The 17,525-nt window shown below is 56.9% G+C and carries 14 protein-coding genes; 7 read left to right on the top strand and 7 right to left on the bottom strand.

The genetic code is table 11. The features are described from left to right. Positions 1 to 23 precede the first annotated feature (23 nt). Positions 24 to 1,778: a tetrathionate respiration histidine kinase TtrS gene (gene ttrS, locus H0S68_RS04880; protein WP_410529201.1), complete on the top strand. Its 1,755-nt coding sequence runs from the start codon at positions 24 to 26 to the stop codon at positions 1,776 to 1,778. Then, entirely contained in the window at positions 1,756 to 2,355 is a 600-nt protein-coding gene (gene ttrR, locus H0S68_RS04875) for a tetrathionate respiration response regulator TtrR (protein WP_115059871.1), read from the top strand. Before ttrS ends, ttrR begins: the two co-directional genes overlap by 23 nt. A gap of 69 nt (positions 2,356 to 2,424) precedes the next feature. On the opposite strand, the gene secF is transcribed toward ttrR, so the two are convergent. The 5 genes from secF to queA all read right to left on the bottom strand — a co-directional run bounded on the left by secF (position 2,425) and on the right by queA (position 7,910). Further along, positions 2,425 to 3,393, bottom strand: a complete 969-nt coding sequence (secF, locus tag H0S68_RS04870; RefSeq protein WP_020825464.1) for a protein translocase subunit SecF — start codon at positions 3,391 to 3,393, stop codon at positions 2,425 to 2,427. A 10-nt stretch (positions 3,394 to 3,403) separates the two neighbouring features. Next, entirely contained in the window at positions 3,404 to 5,251 is a 1,848-nt protein-coding gene (gene secD / locus H0S68_RS04865; protein ID WP_071844576.1) for a protein translocase subunit SecD, read from the bottom strand. A 25-nt stretch (positions 5,252 to 5,276) separates the two neighbouring features. Beyond that, positions 5,277 to 5,609: a preprotein translocase subunit YajC gene (gene yajC / locus H0S68_RS04860; RefSeq protein WP_004949246.1), complete on the bottom strand. Its 333-nt coding sequence runs from the start codon at positions 5,607 to 5,609 to the stop codon at positions 5,277 to 5,279. Positions 5,610 to 5,642: 33 nt separating this feature from the next. Beyond that, a complete protein-coding gene (gene tgt / locus H0S68_RS04855; RefSeq protein ID WP_020825462.1) occupies positions 5,643 to 6,767 on the bottom strand; it encodes a tRNA guanosine(34) transglycosylase Tgt in 1,125 nt (374 codons plus the stop codon). A 72-nt stretch (positions 6,768 to 6,839) separates the two neighbouring features. Next, positions 6,840 to 7,910, bottom strand: coding sequence for a tRNA preQ1(34) S-adenosylmethionine ribosyltransferase-isomerase QueA (gene queA / locus H0S68_RS04850; protein ID WP_020825461.1), 1,071 nt, complete (start codon positions 7,908 to 7,910; stop codon positions 6,840 to 6,842). Positions 7,911 to 8,154: 244 nt separating this feature from the next. On the opposite strand from queA, the gene H0S68_RS04845 reads away from it, so the two are divergent. The 3 genes from H0S68_RS04845 (at position 8,155) to ggt (ending at position 11,562) form a co-directional block, all read left to right on the top strand. Further along, positions 8,155 to 8,736, top strand: coding sequence for an ACP phosphodiesterase (locus H0S68_RS04845; protein ID WP_020825460.1), 582 nt, complete (start codon positions 8,155 to 8,157; stop codon positions 8,734 to 8,736). Between the two features lie 229 nt (positions 8,737 to 8,965). Continuing rightward, positions 8,966 to 9,568 (top strand): peroxiredoxin C, encoded by a 603-nt coding sequence (locus tag H0S68_RS04840; RefSeq protein ID WP_020825459.1) that lies wholly within the window; start codon positions 8,966 to 8,968, stop codon positions 9,566 to 9,568. Between the two features lie 230 nt (positions 9,569 to 9,798). After that, complete coding sequence (ggt, locus tag H0S68_RS04835; RefSeq protein ID WP_046374366.1) at positions 9,799 to 11,562, top strand: gamma-glutamyltransferase; 1,764 nt, start codon at positions 9,799 to 9,801, stop codon at positions 11,560 to 11,562. Positions 11,563 to 12,344: 782 nt separating this feature from the next. On the opposite strand, the gene malZ is transcribed toward ggt, so the two are convergent. After that, positions 12,345 to 14,168: a maltodextrin glucosidase gene (gene malZ / locus H0S68_RS04830; RefSeq protein WP_410529200.1), complete on the bottom strand. Its 1,824-nt coding sequence runs from the start codon at positions 14,166 to 14,168 to the stop codon at positions 12,345 to 12,347. A gap of 249 nt (positions 14,169 to 14,417) precedes the next feature. Between malZ and H0S68_RS04825 the strand changes: the two genes are divergently transcribed. Both H0S68_RS04825 and H0S68_RS04820 read left to right on the top strand, forming a co-directional pair. Then, a complete protein-coding gene (locus H0S68_RS04825) occupies positions 14,418 to 15,683 on the top strand; it encodes a mechanosensitive ion channel family protein (protein ID WP_046374368.1) in 1,266 nt (421 codons plus the stop codon). A 132-nt stretch (positions 15,684 to 15,815) separates the two neighbouring features. Next, positions 15,816 to 16,079, top strand: a complete 264-nt coding sequence (locus tag H0S68_RS04820) for a hypothetical protein (RefSeq protein ID WP_048759760.1) — start codon at positions 15,816 to 15,818, stop codon at positions 16,077 to 16,079. Positions 16,080 to 16,112: 33 nt separating this feature from the next. Here the strand turns inward: H0S68_RS04820 and proY are convergent, their stop codons facing one another. After that, positions 16,113 to 17,519 (bottom strand): proline-specific permease ProY, encoded by a 1,407-nt coding sequence (proY, locus tag H0S68_RS04815; protein WP_020825454.1) that lies wholly within the window; start codon positions 17,517 to 17,519, stop codon positions 16,113 to 16,115. Between the last annotated feature and the right edge of the window lie 6 nt (positions 17,520 to 17,525).

Genomic DNA, 17,525 nt, shown 5'->3' with positions numbered 1-17,525 from the left:
GGGATCATAAAAGCGGAGATGATGTGAAAAGAGCAGCGCTACTTCTGTTGCTGGGCAGTTGGTTGAGCTCAGCCTGGGCGGAACAATGGACGATAGCGGTGCTGGCGCTGCGTGGCGATGCCCATGCGCTGGTCCAATGGCAGCCGTTGGTCGATCACCTTAACCGCCAGTTTCCCGCAGACCATTTCCAACTGTCGCCAGTGAGCCTCAGCGGTATGAAAGAGGCCGTCCGCAGCGAGCGCGTCGATTTTCTGCTCACCAACCCGGCTCAATACGTTCAACTGGATAACCGCTATCCACTGCGCTGGCTGGTTTCACTGCGTTCAGCCCAACCCCCTCTGCAGGGCTCAAGCAACGTCGTCGGCAGCGTCATACTGGTGCGCAGCGACAGTCTAATAACTACGCCCCGCCAACTGACCGGAAAGAACGTTGGTGCCGTCGCTACCGATGCTTTTGGCGGCTACCTGCTGGGTTACAAAGAACTGCTTTCCGCGGGCCTGAACCCGGAGAAAGATCTGCAGCTGCACTTCAGCGGTTACCCGGCGGATGCTCTACTGTATCAATTGCGCGATCGGGCATTGGATGCGGTGATTGTGCCGGTTTGCCTGTTGGAAAAAATGCAGGCGGAAGGGTTACTGCGTGCCGGTGATTATCGCGCACTGCTGGCGAAGCAAAGCGACCAGCGCTGCCTGACCAGCACCGAACTGTACCCTAACTGGTCCTTTGCCGCCTTAAACCACGTGCCGGACCGGTTGGCAGACGAATTAACTCGCCAGTTGCTGCAGATGAACACCCCCGGTTTGCCGGTTTGGGGAGCCCCGGCGTCATCACGTCAGGTTAATCAGCTGCTGCAGGATCTGAATATCCACCCGACGCAGCGTTCTCTCTGGCAGGAACTGTACCTTTGGGCACAGCAGCATTGGCTGCTGCTCAGTGGAATTTTCGGGGTGATGGTATTGCTCGGCGCCAATCATCTGTGGGTAGGTTATCTGGTACGCCGCCGCGGGCGCCAACTCGAACAAATGCACCAGACGCTACGTGCCAGAGAAACTGCTCTGGCCCGGGCGCAGCGCCTCAGCGCCCTGGGCGAAATGGCCTCCGGTTTTGCCCATGAGCTTAACCAACCGCTGGCGGCGATCCGCCACTATGCGGAAGGGTGTCGTATCCGTCTGGAGCGCAGCGACAACCAACATGAACTGCTGCCAATCCTCGAACAGATTGGCCAGCAGGCGCAGCGTGGTGCGGAGAGTATCGTTAACTTGCGACGCTGGGCCAGCAAAACACCCCATGACGAAAATGCACAATGGCTGTTACTGCGCCCGCTGGTGGAACACGTCATCCAATTGATGCAAATAAAACAACAGCATCCGCAGTGCCGATTAACCATTAACATCCCGTCGCAGAGTCAGCTGTACAGCCAGGCGACGTTATTAGAGCAAGTGCTCACCAATCTGTTGAGCAACAGCCTGCAGGCGGGTGCCCTACAAATCACGCTGCGCCACGAAGCCGACGCACATCAGCACCGGTTGATCGTTGAAGACGATGGCGGCGGGCTCAGCGACGAACAACTGGCACTGCCGTTCGTGCCCTTCCGCAGTACCAAACAGGAAGGTCTCGGGTTAGGGTTGGTGATCTGCCAGCGGCTGTTGAAGGGCCAAGGCGCAGAGCTGACGCTGGAAAATTACTTAGCTTCCGCACAACGACAGGGGCTGCGCGTGATTCTGCACTTCCCTGTCATTCAAAAGGATCCCAGCCATGGCGCTGATACATCTGGTTGATGATGATTTTGCCGTTACCGACGCCTGCCGCTTTTTACTCGAAGGGCTGAATTATCGGGTACAAACCTGGCACGACAGTCAAAAATTCATCGACAGCATCGATCCCTATCAATGCGGCGTCGTCATGCTGGATATCCGGATGCCGGGGATTGACGGGCAACAGGTTCATCAACAGCTGCGGCGGCAAAACAGTACGCTGGCGGTGGTGATCGTCACCGGTCACGGCGATATTGCCATGGCCGTGGAGGAAATGAAGCTGGGAGCCGTCGATTTTCTACAAAAACCGATCGCCGCCGCGCCGCTGATTGAAGCACTGGAGCGCGGCATTATCCATTCGCAACGTCAGGTTGAGCAACGCCAACGGCAACAGCTTTTCGGCGCGCTGACACCGCGCGAACGCGATATTGCCCGTGCGGTAGCCGCAGGAATGACCAACAAACAGATCGCCGAACATCACTTTATCGCGGTGCGCACCGTCGAAGTGCATCGGGCCAGAGTGATGGAAAAAATGCAGGCGGGTAGCCTGGCAGAACTGGTGAACGCGCTTAACCGACTAACGCTAACCAGTCTGGATTAGCGATTTTCAGGCAAAAAAATGCCGGTCGGGATAAACCGGACCGGCATCGTATTTCAACTCACCGACAGATTACGGCAAGAGAGAAGGCTGATCTGCGCCCTCTTTCTCCACTTTCTGCTGCAGCATGTGTTCACGTTTCATACCCAGCTTCAACGCCAGCGCGGACGCCACGTAGATGGAGGATACGGTACCGATAGACACACCGATCAACATAGCCAGAGAGAAGCCGTGCAGCATCGCGCCGCCGAAGATGTACAGCATCAGCACCACCATCAGGGTGGTACCGGAGGTCATCAAAGTACGGCTCAGCGTCTGGGTCAGCGACACGTTCATGATTTCGTAAGGCGTCCCGCGGCGGATCTTGCGGAAGTTCTCACGAATACGGTCGGAAACCACGATGCTGTCGTTCAACGAGTAACCGATAACCGACATCAATGAAGCGACGATGGTCAGGTCAATCTCGATATGGAACAGCGACAGCACGCCCAAGGTGATGACCACGTCGTGTGCCAGCGCGATAACCGCCCCCAGCGCCAAACGCCATTCGAAGCGGAAACCGACGTAGATCAGGATACTGATCAACGCCACCAGCAGCGCCATGCCGCCGTTTTGCGCCAGTTCGGTCCCCACGCTCGGGCCGACGAACTCTATGCGTTTTACGCTAGCATTTTTGTCGACCGAATCGTTGATCACGCCGATCACTTTGTTACCCAGTTCCTGGCCAGCGGTACCGGTCGCCGGTGGCATACGCACCATCACGTCACGGCTGCTGCCAAAGTTCTGAATAACCGGGTCCTGGAACCCGGCTTTTTCCAGCGTATCGCGCATCAGATCGAGGTTGGCCGGTTTCTCCAGGCTGATTTCAATCACCGTACCGCCGGTGAAATCCAGACCCCAGTTAAAACCGCGTACCGACATAACGGCGATTGACGCGATCAGCAGCACCAGCGAGATGCCGAAGGCCACGTAATCCCAGCGCATAAAGTCATAGACTCTACGGCCGTAGTTGAGTTGTTCAACAGTATAATCCTGTGCCACAACGCACTCCTCAGATAGACAGCTTGTTAATGCGTTTGCCGCCGTAAAGCAGGTTGACGATGGCACGGGTACCGACAATCGCGGTGAACATGGACGTCGCCACACCGATTGCGGTGGTAATCGCAAAGCCCTTGATCGAACCGGTACCTACTGCGTACAGAATGATCGCGGTGATCAGGGTGGTGATGTTGGCGTCAACGATACTGGAGAACGCGCCTTTATAGCCCTCATGGATCGCCTGCTGAACGGAACGTCCGTTCTTCAGCTCTTCCTTGATACGTTCGTTAATCAGTACGTTGGCGTCGACCGCCACCGCCAGCGTCAGCACGATACCGGCAATCCCCGGCATGGTCAGCGTCGCCCCCGGCAGCAGGGACATCACGCCGACAATCAGCACCAGGTTGGCGACCAGCGCCGTGGTGGCGATCATGCCGAACTTACGGTACCAAACCACCATAAACACGATGGATGCCACCAAGCCCCACAAGCAGGCTTCCAGACCTTGGGTGATGTTCTGTTGTCCAAGGGTCGGGCCGATTGTACGCTCTTCCACAATCTGGATTGGCGCAATCAGCGCACCGGCACGCAGCAGCAGCGAAAGCTGACGTGCTTCGTTCGGGTTGCCGATACCGGTAATACGGAAGCTGTTGCCCAGACGTGACTGAATGTTCGCCACGTTGATCACTTCTTCCTGTTTCACCAGAATCGCACGGCCATTGGCGTCTTTCTTGCCGCTGTCCTTGTACTCCACAAACAGGGTCGCCATCGGCTTGCCGATATTGTCCTTGGTGAAGTTGGACATCGCAGTGCCGCCGGCACTGTCCAGCGAGATGTTCACCTGCGGTTGGTTATATTCGTCGGTGCTGGAAGTGGAGTCGGTGATATGGTCACCGGTCAGGATCACACGCTTGTACAGCACGACAGGCTGGCCTTCACGGGTGTCTTTCACTTCTGAGTCGCCTGGGACACGGCCATTTGCCGCAGCCGTGACGTCCGCATTGGTGTTAACCAGGCGGAATTCCAGCGTAGCGGTAGCGCCGAGGATCTCTTTGGCGCGAGCGGTATCCTGAATGCCCGGCAGTTCGACCACGATGCGGTCGGAGCCCTGACGCTGCACCAGCGGTTCGGCAACGCCGAGCTGGTTAACGCGGTTACGCAGGATAGTGATGTTCTGCTGTACCGCGTATTCGCGCGCTTCGCTCAGGCGGGCATCCGTCAAGTTGGCTTTCAGGGTGTTGCTGCCGTTGGCAGAGAACACCATGTCGCGCTGACGCGGACTGAGGTAGCTGATGGCCTGATCGCGGGCAGCATCGTCACGGAAACGCACTTCCACGCCGTTGTTGTCCAGCTTGCGGATAGACGCATAAGGAATGCCCTTCTCACGCAGCTCGCTGCGCAGGGTATCCATGGTCTGTTCCTGCAGCTTGCTCAGGGCAGTGTCCATGTCGACTTCCATCAGGAAGTGCACGCCACCGCGCAGGTCCAGACCGAGTTTCATCGGTTCGGCGCCCAGCATGGCCAACCAGGCTGGTGTGGCCGGCGCCAGGTTAAGCGCAACCACGAACTTGTCACCCAGTTCCGCCATCAGGGCCTCACGGGCACGCAGCTGAATATCAGGATTGCTAAAGCGAGCCAGAATGGCGCCATTTTCCAGCGCAATCGACTTGCTCGTAATCTTGTCTTTTTCTAATACGGTACGGACTTGGTCCAGTGTAGTTTCACTGGCGGCGACACCGCGCGCGCCAGTGATTTGTACAGCCGGATCCTCACCATAGATGTTGGGAAGCGCGTAAAGCAGACCGATGAAGATCACCACGATCAGCATCAGATACTTCCACAAAGGATAACGGTTTAGCACGGCAATTCCCTTCGGGAAAACAAAATTACAGGGCCTTCATGGTACCTTTCGGCAGAACGGCCGCCACGAAGTCACGCTTGATCATCACTTCCGTGGTGTCGTTCAGCGCAATGGCGATAATGCCGGTGTCAGCCACTTTGGTCACGCGGCCAATCAGGCCACCGGTGGTCAGCACTTCATCACCCTTGCCGATCGAGTCCATCAGCTTCTTGTGCTCTTTAGCGCGTTTCTGCTGTGGGCGCAGGATCATGAAATAGAAAATCAGACCGAACACCACCAGCATAATGATCAGAGAGTACGGGCTTCCCTGAGCCGGAGCCCCTGCGGATGCGACGGCGTCAGAAATGAAAAAGCTCATTGAAATTCCCTCATTAAGTTATCAATTATTAATTCAAGCGTTTAAAGGTGGAATCGGTTTACCGATCCGACCGTAGAAATCCGCAACAAACAGCTCTAATTTACCCTGTTCAATGGCCTCGCGTAAACCCGCCATCAGGCGTTGGTAGTGACGCAGGTTATGAATGGTGTTCAATCGGGCACCCAGTATTTCGTTGCAACGATCGAGATGATGCAAGTAGGCGCGGCTGTAATTGCGACACGTATAGCAATCACAGTCTTTATCCAGCGGAGAAGTATCATCCTTGTGCTTGGCATTACGGATTTTTACCACACCGTCAGTCACGAACAGATGGCCGTTACGGGCATTACGCGTTGGCATCACGCAGTCGAACATATCGATACCGCGACGCACGCCTTCAACCAGGTCTTCCGGCTTGCCGACGCCCATCAGGTAACGCGGCTTATCTTCCGGAATTTGCGGGCAAACATGTTCAAGAATGCGGTGCATATCCTCTTTTGGCTCACCGACCGCCAGGCCGCCCACAGCGTAACCATCAAAACCGATATCCACCAGCCCTTTTACTGAAACATCACGTAAATCTTCGTAAACACCGCCCTGAATAATGCCGAATAACGCATTTTTATTATTCAGTTCGTCAAAACGCTGGCGGCTGCGCTGCGCCCAGCGCAGTGACATTTCCATCGAACGCTTGGCGTAGTCCCAATCTGCCGGGTACGGCGTACATTCGTCGAAAATCATCACGATGTCGGAACCCAGGTCATACTGGATTTCCATCGATTTTTCCGGGCTGAGGAACACCTTGTCGCCGTTGATCGGGTTACGGAAATGAACGCCTTCCTCTTTAATCTTGCGCATTGCTCCCAGGCTGAACACCTGGAAGCCGCCGGAATCGGTGAGGATCGGGCCATGCCACTGCATGAAATCATGCAGATCGCCATGCAGCTTCATGATTTCCTGGCCTGGGCGCAGCCACAGGTGGAAGGTGTTGCCCAGCAGGATCTGCGCGCCAGTCTCTTTCACTTCTTCCGGCGTCATGCCTTTTACCGTGCCGTAAGTGCCGACAGGCATAAAGGCCGGGGTTTCCACCACGCCGCGGTCAAAGATCAGGCGGCCACGGCGAGCGCGGCCATCGGTAGTGTCTAATTCGTACTTCACAAAGCCTCCAGCATCAGAGAAACAGTCTGATGTCGTTAAAACAGGGCCGCGCCAGATGCGCAGCCCAGAAAATCAGGCGCCGACGGACTCTTGCTCCGCCTGCGGGTTACGGCTGATGAACATCGCATCGCCATAGCTGAAGAATCGGTACTGCTCGGCCACCGCCTGCTGATAAGCATTCATGGTGTTTTTATAACCGGCAAAGGCGGAAACCAGCATAATCAGCGTGGACTCCGGCAGGTGGAAATTGGTCACCAGCGCGTCAACCACCTGATAATGGTAGCCGGGGAAGATAAAGATGCTGGTGTCGCCGAAGAACGGGGCAATTAACGCCTCCTTGCTGGCGTTGGCGGCGCTTTCCAGGGAACGCACCGAGGTCGTGCCTACCGCCACCACGCGCTTGCCGCGAGCTTTACAGGCCAATACCGCGTCAACCACGTCCTGCGGCACTTCCGCATATTCGGCGTGCATGACGTGTTCTTCGATGGTTTCCACCCGCACCGGTTGGAAGGTGCCGGCGCCCACATGCAGCGTGACAAAGGCCATCTCGATGCCCTTCTCGCGCAGCGCGGCCAGCAGCGGCTCATCGAAGTGCAGCCCGGCGGTAGGCGCAGCGACGGCACCCGGCTTCTCGCTGTAGACCGTCTGATAAAGCTCGCGGTCAGCGTCTTCGTCCGGGCGATCGATATAAGGTGGCAGAGGCATGTGGCCGACGGCATTGAGGATAGTGAACACGTCGCGCTCATCGTTGAAACGCAGTTCGAACAGCGTATCGTGACGCGCCACCATGGTGGCGGCGATGCTTTCATCGTCGCCCAGCAGCAGGTCGGCGCCCGGCTTAGGGGCCTTCGACGCGCGAACATGCGCCAGCACACGATGGTCATCCAGCACGCGCTCGACCAGAACTTCAATCTTGCCGCCGCTGACCTTGCGGCCAAACATGCGGGCCGGGATCACCCGGGTATTGTTGAACACCAACAGATCGCCGGCTTCCAGATTATCCAGCAGATCGGTGAATACGCCGTGCGTCAGCGCCCCGCTCGGCCCGTCCAACTGCAGCAAGCGGCAACCGCTACGCTCAGATTGGGGATAGCGGGCAATCAGGGACTCGGGAAGTTCAAATGAAAAATCGGCGACGCGCATGGGTATTCACTTCTTCAATTGTATATACCCTATGCATTTCAAGTTGCAGTTAGGCGGCCAGCTTGCCCATCTCCGGGAGCTTACTTGAGTAAGTGACCGGAGTGGGCAAGTGCAGCCAACAACACTGCGGCTTGAAAGGCGACGGGTATGTTGGTCATAAAAAACAGGCGGCCTAGTCTAAAGCTGTGGGCGGTCAGCGGCAAGAAATAAGGAGGATTTGCATGACTTCAGGTATAGTTGCCGGATGAATTTTCTCGCTCATCTCCATTTGGCCCAGCTTGCGGAAAGCTCGTTACTGGGCAATCTGTTGGCCGACTTCGTGCGCGGCAACCCCGCAGGCGAGTACGATCCCGAGGTGGTGGCCGGCATTATGATGCACCGCCGCGTCGACGTATTGACCGACAGCCTGCCGCAGGTCAAAGCCTGCCGCGACTATTTCTCTGCAGAACACCGGCGCGTAGCGCCAATCACGCTCGACGTGGTATGGGATCACTTTCTGGCTCGCCACTGGCAGCAACTGGAACCGTCCCTCAGCCTGCACGGCTTTACCCAGCAAGCCCGCAGCCAGATCGTGCCGCATTTGCCACTGACGCCGGCGCGCTTTCAGAATTTGAACGGTTATCTCTGGCCGGAACGCTGGCTGGAGCGCTACGCCGAACTGCCGTTTATCGGCAACGTGCTGGCGGGCATGGCCAGCCGTCGTCCACGCCTGGCGGCGCTGGCGGGCTCTTTCGCCGACGTAGAGCGCAATTATCATCAGCTTGAAACACAGTTCTGGCAGTTTTACCCACAGATGATGCAGCAGGCAAAAGAGAAAAAGCTGTAAGGTCAAACCAAACCCATTGAAAATGCGACGCTTTACAAGAAATTGCTTTTTAAGCCTTGCCCTTTTACGGGAAAAGGTTATTTTTAAAGCTCGCTAAATTTAATCAACGACTTTGATAGGTAAAAGCTATCTCATTGATTGGTCTTTTACCCTTTATTCACCCAGTCGTGGCCCCTATACTGGCCCTTGTTTTTACATCAACCCCTTAACACCTATTACAGGAGTAATTATGGTCCTGGTAACTCGTCAAGCCCCTGACTTCACCGCAGCTGCCGTACTCGGCAATGGCGAAATCGTTGAAAACTTCAACTTCAAGAAGCACCTGAACGGCAAACCGGCCGTCCTGTTCTTCTGGCCGATGGACTTCACCTTCGTATGTCCTTCTGAGCTGATCGCTTTCGATCACCGCTATGAAGAGTTCCAGAAGCGTGGCGTTGAAGTGGTTGGCGTTTCATTCGACTCAGAATTTGTCCACAACGCATGGCGTAAAACCCCAGTCGAAAATGGCGGCATCGGGGAAGTGAAATACGCAATGGTTGCTGACATTAAGCGTGAAATTCAGAAAGCTTACGGCATCGAGCACCCAGAAGCAGGCGTTGCCCTGCGTGGTTCTTTCCTGATCGACAAAGACGGCGTGGTTCGCGCTCAGGTTGTTAACGACCTGCCAATCGGCCGTAACATCGACGAAATGATCCGTACCGTTGACGCATTGCAATTCCACGAGCAGCACGGCGAAGTGTGCCCGGCTCAATGGGAAAAAGGCAAAGCAGGTATGGGCGCTTCTCCAGACGGCGTAGCTAAATACCTGTCCGAAAACGCTTCCAAGCTGTAATTTCAGCCCGTTAGCGTATCAACCGGCCCTTGTGGCCGGTTTTTTTTGCGCCAAATTAGGGCGTACTGCCCAGTTATCGTGCTTCATTTCCTTGTTTCCGCTCACATTTCCCCGGCGGTTTTCCGCGCGTATCCCTATCAGCAGCTAGTATCAATAACGCTGGCCCACTCTTTGCACGACACCGGTGGCAAGCCAAACACAATAAGAAAACTGACAGGGTAGGAATAACTATGTTTTTACAGAAATGGAGCAAGCCGCTGACCATGGCGGCGCTGCTGGTCAGCAGCAGCCTGTATGCCGCATCCAATCCGGCGGTCGAAGCCAAAAACGGCATGGTGGTAACATCGCAACATCTGGCCTCTCAGGTCGGCGTCGATATCCTGAAACTGGGCGGTAATGCCATAGACGCAGCCGTGGCTGTGGGTTACGCGCAAGCGGTGGTCAACCCGTGCTGCGGCAACATCGGCGGCGGGGGCTTTATGACGGTGCACCTGGCTGACGGCACCGATACCTTTATCAATTTCCGTGAAACCGCGCCGGCGGCGGCCAATGCCAACATGTATCTGGATGCCGAGGGCAACGTGAAGAAAGGTGCCAGCCTGTATGGCTATCTGGCGGCGGGCGTGCCGGGTACGGTACTGGGAATGGAAACTGCGCGCGTTAAATACGGCAAGCTGAGCCGCGAACAGGTCATGGCGCCGGCCATCAAACTGGCGCGCGAGGGCTTTATCTTGACCCGTGCCGACACCGATATTCTCGATACGACCGTCGCGCGCTTTAAGCAAGATCCGGAATCCGCCAAAATCTTCCTGCGCGCTGACGGCACGCCACTGCAGCCGGGCGATCGCCTGGTGCAAAGCGATTTGGCCAACACCCTGACCGCTATCGCCAAAGAGGGGCCAGACGCCTTCTACAAAGGCAAAATCCCCCAAGCGGTAGAGGCGGCAGCCAAACAAGGCGGCGGTATCCTGACCGCGGCCGATTTCGCCAACTACAAAGTGACCGAAACCCCGCCGATCACCTGTAGCTATCGCGGCTATAAATTTGTATCGGCGCCCCCACCCAGCTCAGGCGGCGTGACGCTGTGCGAAATCCTCAACGTGGTTGAGGGTTATGACCTGAAAAGCATGGGCTTCAATTCGGCAGCGGCAATCCATACCATGACCGAAGCGATGCGCCACGCCTATATGGACCGCAACACCTACCTTGGCGACCCGGAGTTCATCAAGAATCCGATCGACAGGCTGGTCAGCAAGAGCTATGCCGAAGAAATCCGCAAGAAAATCGTCGCTGACAAAGCTACACCGTCGGAAAACGTACAGCCCGGCATGGAACCCCACGAGAAGCCGGAAACCACCCATTACTCGATTGTCGATCATGATGGCAACGCCGTCTCTACCACCTATACCGTTAACGGCCGCTTTGGCGCGGTGGTGATCGCACCGGGCACCGGCTTCTTCCTCAATGATGAAATGGATGACTTCACCGTCAAGGTCGGCGAGAAAAACCTCTATGGCCTGGTGCAGGGTACCGCCAACAGCATTGCCCCCGGTAAGCGCCCACTATCATCGATGAGCCCGACGCTGGTGACCAAAGACAATAAAATCTTTATGGTACTCGGCTCGCCGGGCGGCTCCCGCATCATCACCATCACCCTGCAGACCGCGCTCAACGTGATTGACCACGGCATGGCGCCGCAAGAGGCGGTAGATGCGCCACGTATCCACCATCAGTGGTTGCCGGATGAGGTTTACTACGAGCAGCGCGGCGTTTCTGCCGATACGCTTAAAATCCTTGCCGGTATGGGTTACAAGATGGTTGAGCAAACGCCGTGGGGCGCGGCCGAGCTGATTCTGGTGGGCCTGCCGGGTGCCGCGGGAGTCAGCCCGGCCAACTCCGGCAACGATTCGGCAGTGTCCGGCAAGGTGCGCGAAGGCTACCTGTACGGTGCCAATGACGTTCGCCGCCCAGCCGGTTCTGCCGTGGGATATTGATCGGCTCATTGGGCGTGTGAACGCCCACTCACTGAATTAAGGGCCGGAATATCGTAATGTCGTTCACTTAAGGTGTTTTTTACGCCTGTTCAATGTTCTTTTCGGTCGATAAACGGGCAAAGCTCCATGAGGTTCTGAAGCTCCGACCGAGCAAGGGACCGTAGGCGCGGTCCCTTGCAACCCGCGCCTTTGCCCTATCAGACGGTTGGCTGCGCCAACGACTCTCACTTCATCACGCCGCATCACGGCCGGCTACGACAGGCGTCCCTGCCTGTCTCGCCTGAAACCGCCGTCCATGGCGGTTTCGCCTATGCGCCGCTCCTGCGTTCGACGTCTTCAAGGGCAGCCAACAACGTGCTCATCTCACCATTTTCACTGTCTTTCATCACTCAACGTCAAACTCAGGGGATAAGTTGCCCGGTGGCTGCTGATGCGGGTGTTGACCTTGGCGCGCATCACCCTCTGCCGAGCAAGGCGGCATTGTCAGGGGCAACCGGCCAGGGAAGGCCGGTTGAGGCGAGACTAACAGGGAGGTTTGTCGTAGCCGACCCGCCCGACAACGCGGGTGCAGCGAGGGTATCCGCGTAGCGGACAGAGGGTGTTAAGCGAGGGCGCGGGTGGAGGGGCCGCGCCTACGGCCCCTCCCATTGCCGTTCATTGCGGCGGCAGAGAAATGCGGGATATTGACGGCAATTCTGCCTGCACTGAGCCTTCAGGGACCGAATAAAAAATGCCCGTCAGGCTTAAGTGAACAGCATTGCAGAATATCGGCCCTTCCTGCCTTAACCCAGCCGCCGCCACAGGGTCACGGACTCTTCACCCAGCTGCAGCACCATCGCATTCTGCGTTTCTTCCATTTCGCCCTTTCCTTCCAGCCGCTGCCATTGGCCTGCGGCCAGCAACGGCGTGTACGGCAACGTCACTGCACCGCTGCCAGCACGCTGCAATGCCACCAACACCTGTTCTTGTTGATAGAGACGCACAAATACCAAGGTCTCTCCGACCGCGTGCAGCACCTGACAGCCACCGCGACGCAGCGCCAGGCTCTGTTTGCGTAGCGCCGCCATTCGCTGGAACAAAGCCAGCAGGGGCCGATCCCAGTGGCTCTCATCCCACGGGAAGGGTTTACGACAGAACGGATCGTTGGCGCCATCCAGGCCAATTTCATCGCCATAATATAAACAGGGCACACCGATCCAACTCATCAGCCACACTGCCGCCATCTGCATCCGCGCCCGGTTGCCCTGCAATAGCGTCAGAAAGCGCGCGGTATCGTGGCTGTCGAGTTGATTGAACTGGATCAACTGGCGGCCATGCGGCAAGCCTGCCCGGTAGCCGTCCATCCATTGTGCACACTCCGCCGCCGACATCCGCACCGGGTGATGCGCGACGTCCAATCCGGCGAGAAACCCCCTCACCGGCAGGGCAAAGCCCATGTAGTTCATCGCCGCATCTTCAACGCCGGCATGCAGCCAGCGCCGCGCATCGCCAAAATGCTCGCCCAGTACATAGGCCTGCGGATTTTCCTGCTTAACCGCGTGATAAATGCCTGCCAGATGCCGCAGGTTGCCGGTGGCCCCGCCGTTTTCACCCAGCATATGCACCACGTCCAGCCGCCAGCCGTCAATGCTGTAGGGCGGGCGTAACCAATGGCGCACTACGCTGCCCTCACCGCGATAAATCGCCTCCGCCACCTGGGGTTCGGCAAAGTTGAGCTTCGGCAGGCTGGCGTTGCCCTTCCAGTCAAGCGCACGGCCATCCGGGTAGAAATTAAACCAGCCACGATAGGGAGAATCCGGGTGGTGGCAAGCGCCGCTGTCGCCTTGCTGGTGACGATCAAACCACGGGTGGGAATCGCCGGTATGGTTAAATACCCCGTCGAGTACCAGTTTCATCCCCACCTTGTGAGTGCTCACTCGCAAACGTTGCAAGGCGACGTTGCCGCCCAAATAGGGATCGACCTGATAATAGTCTTCGGTATCGTATTTATGCACGCTGGGTGCGGTAAAGATCGGGTTCAGATAGAGCGCCGTCACGCCCAACTGCTGCAGGTAAGGCAATTTTTGGCTAATGCCGTCCAGGTCGCCGCCATAGAAGGTGGATGCGGCGTGTCGGTCCTCCAGCGGCTGCTGCCAGTCACAGCGAACGACATCGCAGCCGGCGGCATGGTGACGATAGCTGCCGCTCTGAATGCCGTGTTCGCCGCCGCTGCTGGCAAAGCGATCGGGAAAGATTTGATAGAAAATCTGGTCGGCCACCCATTGCGGGCTGCTGTCGGGCACGTCGACGGCAAATTGCGTCAATTGTCCCGGCGGCGTCAGAGACTCTCCCTGTGGACCGAACCATTGCTGGCGGTCGGCCCAGACCAGCTTGAAGCAGTAACGGCGGGTTGCCTCGCCCTCATTCAGGGTCAGGCTGGCCTGGTACCGCTGCAACCCGCCAACCTGCTGCCCTTTCATGATCAGCAGCCATTCTTCATTGTCCGGCTCGGCGCGTAAAAAAACCTGTTCAGGCAGTTCATTGCCCTGTAACCACAGCGTGATATCCAGGCGTTGTCCCTTCTTCACCACAAAAGGCGGGACCGGTTGATGCCAGGCGTTAAGCATGACTTTCCTCCAGCTGTACAAAACGAAATCGACGACGTTATTCAATGCCACGAACAATGCCACGTTGAGTGTCAGTCCCCCTCCTCTCTGGCCGGTAAACTCGGGGAGGAGCCGGGGGGTGGAGATAAGCAGTCAGCGCTAACCCTATGTAAAAAAGGGTAAACAGCCGCACATTATGACCCGTAACCATTAGGCTAACGTCTTTTGAGTGTGTTGGATATTTTTTGCGCATTTTTTAAAGGAGCGGCAATGCAACAACAGATAACCCTGTGGCTGGAAAAATTCGGGCTGGAATTTAGCGGAGTCATGTCCCTGCTGATGGTGCTGGGACTGATCGTCCTGATTTCGGTAGTGATCCACCTGGTGTTGCACCGCGTGGTGTTGGCAGCAATCCAACGCCGTGGCCAACGGTCGCAGCGTGTCTGGCAGCAGGCGATCACCCAGTACAAGCTGTTCCAGCGCATGGCACTGTTGCTGCAAGGGGTGATCATTAATCTGCAGGCGGTGCTGTGGCTGCACGCCGGCAGTGAGACCCAGGCGATTATTGTCACCGCCGCTCAGGTGTGGATCATGGGCTTCGCCCTGCTGTCGCTGTTTTCCTTACTGGACACGCTGCTGGCAATGCTGCGCCAAAGCCCGATCTCCAATCAGTTGCCGCTGCGCGGTATTTTCCAGGGCTTGAAGCTGGTCGCGGCGATCCTGATCGGCATCATGATCGTTTCACTGCTGATGGGAAAATCACCCTTGCTGCTGCTCAGCGGCCTGGGGGCGATGACTGCGGTGCTGATGCTGGTCTTTAAGGACCCGATCCTCGGCCTGGTGGCCGGCATCCAGCTTTCCGCTAACGACATGCTGAGCATCGGCGACTGGCTGGAAATGCCGAAATACGGCGCCGATGGCGCGGTGACCGACATTGGCCTGACCACGGTGAAAGTGCGCAACTGGGACAATACCGTGACCACCATCCCGACTTACGCGCTGATCTCCGACTCCTTCAAAAACTGGCGCTCCATGTCGGAATCCGGTGGCCGTCGCATCAAGCGCAGTATCAATATCGACACCACCAGCGTGCATTTCCTGTCGGAGGAAGAACAACAGCGCCTGAACCGTAACCCACTGCTGCAACGCTATCTGAACGATAAAACGCAGGAGCTGAGCCAACATAATCAGCAGACTGGCGTAGATCTCAGTTCACCGCTCAACGGCCGCCGCCTGACCAACCTTGGCACGCTGCGCGCTTACCTGGTGGCCTATCTGCGCGCTCACCCCGGTATTCACCAGAATATGACGCTGATGGTGCGTCAGTTGGCACCGCTGCCAGAAGGTTTACCGCTGGAGATTTACGCCTTCACCAACACCACGGTTTGGGCTGAATACGAGAGCATTCAGTCGGATATCTTTGACCATATCCTGGCGGTGATTAACGAATTCGATTTGCGGGTGCATCAAACGCCGACCGGTAACGACATGCGCAGCATGCTGAACCCCCTGCGACAGGCGGCAGACATTTCCTGACGCAGGCTGACGTAACTGTTTCTGCTGGTAATTATTCTCCGCCAATTGCCAGCAGATATCTCCAGCCTCTTTTCTTGCTCACCTAAAGCGGTGTTAATACGCTCACCCAGCCACCGGAAAGAAGAGATGCCATTGCTGAAACAGGTAAAACATCGGCTGTTTACCCTGCTGGCCACGCTGTTGTTCATCGGCTGTCTGCACAGCGCTTCGCTGGATGAAAGCCGCATGAGCCGTACTCTGCAACCGTCGCTTAGCGCCCTGAGCAGCAACATGCAGGATATTCGCGAAGTGCTGGCACGCTGTGCCGGCGAGGGGAAAGAGGAAAGGCTGAGCGACAGCAGCCTGCGTATCGAAGCGCGCGCCTCCGGTGACGACGAACCTGAGGAAAAGCATTAAAAAAACACCGGCTCATGGCCGGTGTTTTCATCTTCAATCCTGTTGCTGCGCCAGCGTCGCCAGCTTCTTCTGGCGGTTGACCTTGAAGTAATATCCCGCCAGCAGCACCGCCACCCACACCAGCCCGGCGTACAGCGATACGCGAGTCGTTGGGAAGTAACCAATCAGACCGATGATAAACACCAGGAAGATGATCGCCACCACCGAGGTAAACACCCCGCCGCGCAGTGGGAACGCCAGACCTTTCACCTGCTCTTTGCTCAGACTGCGACGGAAGGCAATCTGCGAGAACAGGATCATGATCCACACCCACACAGTGGCGAAGGTCGCCAGTGAAGCAATCACCAGGAACACGTTTTCCGGCATGATGTAGTTGAGATACACCGCCAGCAACAGCGCCAGCATCATCACCACCACTGTGACCCACGGGATCCCGCGTTTGGACACCTTGCTGAACATCTTCGGCGCATGGCCCTGCTCGGCCATGCCGTGCAGCATGCGGCCAACGCCAAACACATCGCTGTTAATCGCCGACAGCGACGCGGTGATCACCACAAAGTTAAGGATGCCCGCCGCCACGGTAATGCCCATATGCTGGAAAGTCAGCACGAACGGACTGCCGTTGGTACCCACCTGATTCCACGGGTAGATAGACATAATGACAAACAGCGTACCGACGTAGAACACCAGGATACGCCACGGTACCGAGTTGATGGCCTTGGGAATGGAGGTTTTCGGGTCCTTGGCTTCACCGGCAGTGATACCGATAATCTCGATACCGCCGTAGGCGAACATCACCAACTGTAGCGACAGGATCATGCCGATAAAGCCGTTGCTGAAGAAGCCGCCGTTAGACCACAGGTTATGGATGCCGGTCGGCTGCCCACCGTTGCCAATCCCCCAGATGATGATACCGATACCGGCGGCAATCATGATGATGATGGTGGCGACTTTAAAGAAGGAGAACCAAAACTCCAGCTCGCCGAACACCTTCACGCTCATCAGGTTGATGGCGCCTATCACCAGCACCACGCTCAGCACCCAAATCCAGTGCGGCACCTCGGGGAACCACACGCCCATATAGATGCCGAAAGCGGTCACATCGGCAATCGCAACGATCAGGATTTCAAAACAGTAGGTCCAACCGGTGATATATCCGGCCATCGGGCCCAGGTAGTCCTGTGCATAACGCGAGAACGAACTGGCCTGCGGGTTGTTGACCGACATCTCGCCCAGCGCACGCATGATGATAAAAGCGACGATGCCGCCGATCAGGTACGCCAGCAAAACGCTAGGGCCGGCCATTTTAATCGCGTCCGCCGAACCGTAGAACAGGCCGGTGCCGATAGCCGAACCCAAAGCCATAAAGCGAATGTGACGGGTGCTAAGACCGCGTTTTAGCTTATTGGGCGTGGGAGCGGTGGGTGACTGTTGTTGCATGAAAAT

The organism is Serratia sp. AXJ-M, from assembly GCF_046531865.1.
Classification (GTDB): Bacteria; Pseudomonadota; Gammaproteobacteria; order Enterobacterales; family Enterobacteriaceae; genus Serratia; species Serratia liquefaciens.
The sequence above is the reverse complement of the archived record's forward strand: the minus strand, read 5'-3'. Positions and strand labels throughout refer to the sequence as shown.

Bases quoted from the DNA above. Each gene is read 5' to 3' on its own strand.
- H0S68_RS04840 (WP_020825459.1), top strand. From the start codon at position 8,966: ATGGTCCTGGTAACTCGTCAAGCCCCTGACTTCACCGCAGCTGCCGTA.
- malZ (WP_410529200.1), bottom strand. From the start codon at position 14,168: ATGCTTAACGCCTGGCATCAACCGGTCCCGCCTTTTGTGGTGAAGAAG.
- proY (WP_020825454.1), bottom strand. From the start codon at position 17,519: ATGCAACAACAGTCACCCACCGCTCCCACGCCCAATAAGCTAAAACGC.
- ggt (WP_046374366.1), top strand. From the start codon at position 9,799: ATGTTTTTACAGAAATGGAGCAAGCCGCTGACCATGGCGGCGCTGCTG.
- H0S68_RS04845 (WP_020825460.1), top strand. From the start codon at position 8,155: ATGAATTTTCTCGCTCATCTCCATTTGGCCCAGCTTGCGGAAAGCTCG.
- H0S68_RS04825 (WP_046374368.1), top strand. From the start codon at position 14,418: ATGCAACAACAGATAACCCTGTGGCTGGAAAAATTCGGGCTGGAATTT.
- ttrR (WP_115059871.1), top strand. From the start codon at position 1,756: ATGGCGCTGATACATCTGGTTGATGATGATTTTGCCGTTACCGACGCC.
- queA (WP_020825461.1), bottom strand. From the start codon at position 7,910: ATGCGCGTCGCCGATTTTTCATTTGAACTTCCCGAGTCCCTGATTGCC.
- yajC (WP_004949246.1), bottom strand. From the start codon at position 5,609: ATGAGCTTTTTCATTTCTGACGCCGTCGCATCCGCAGGGGCTCCGGCT.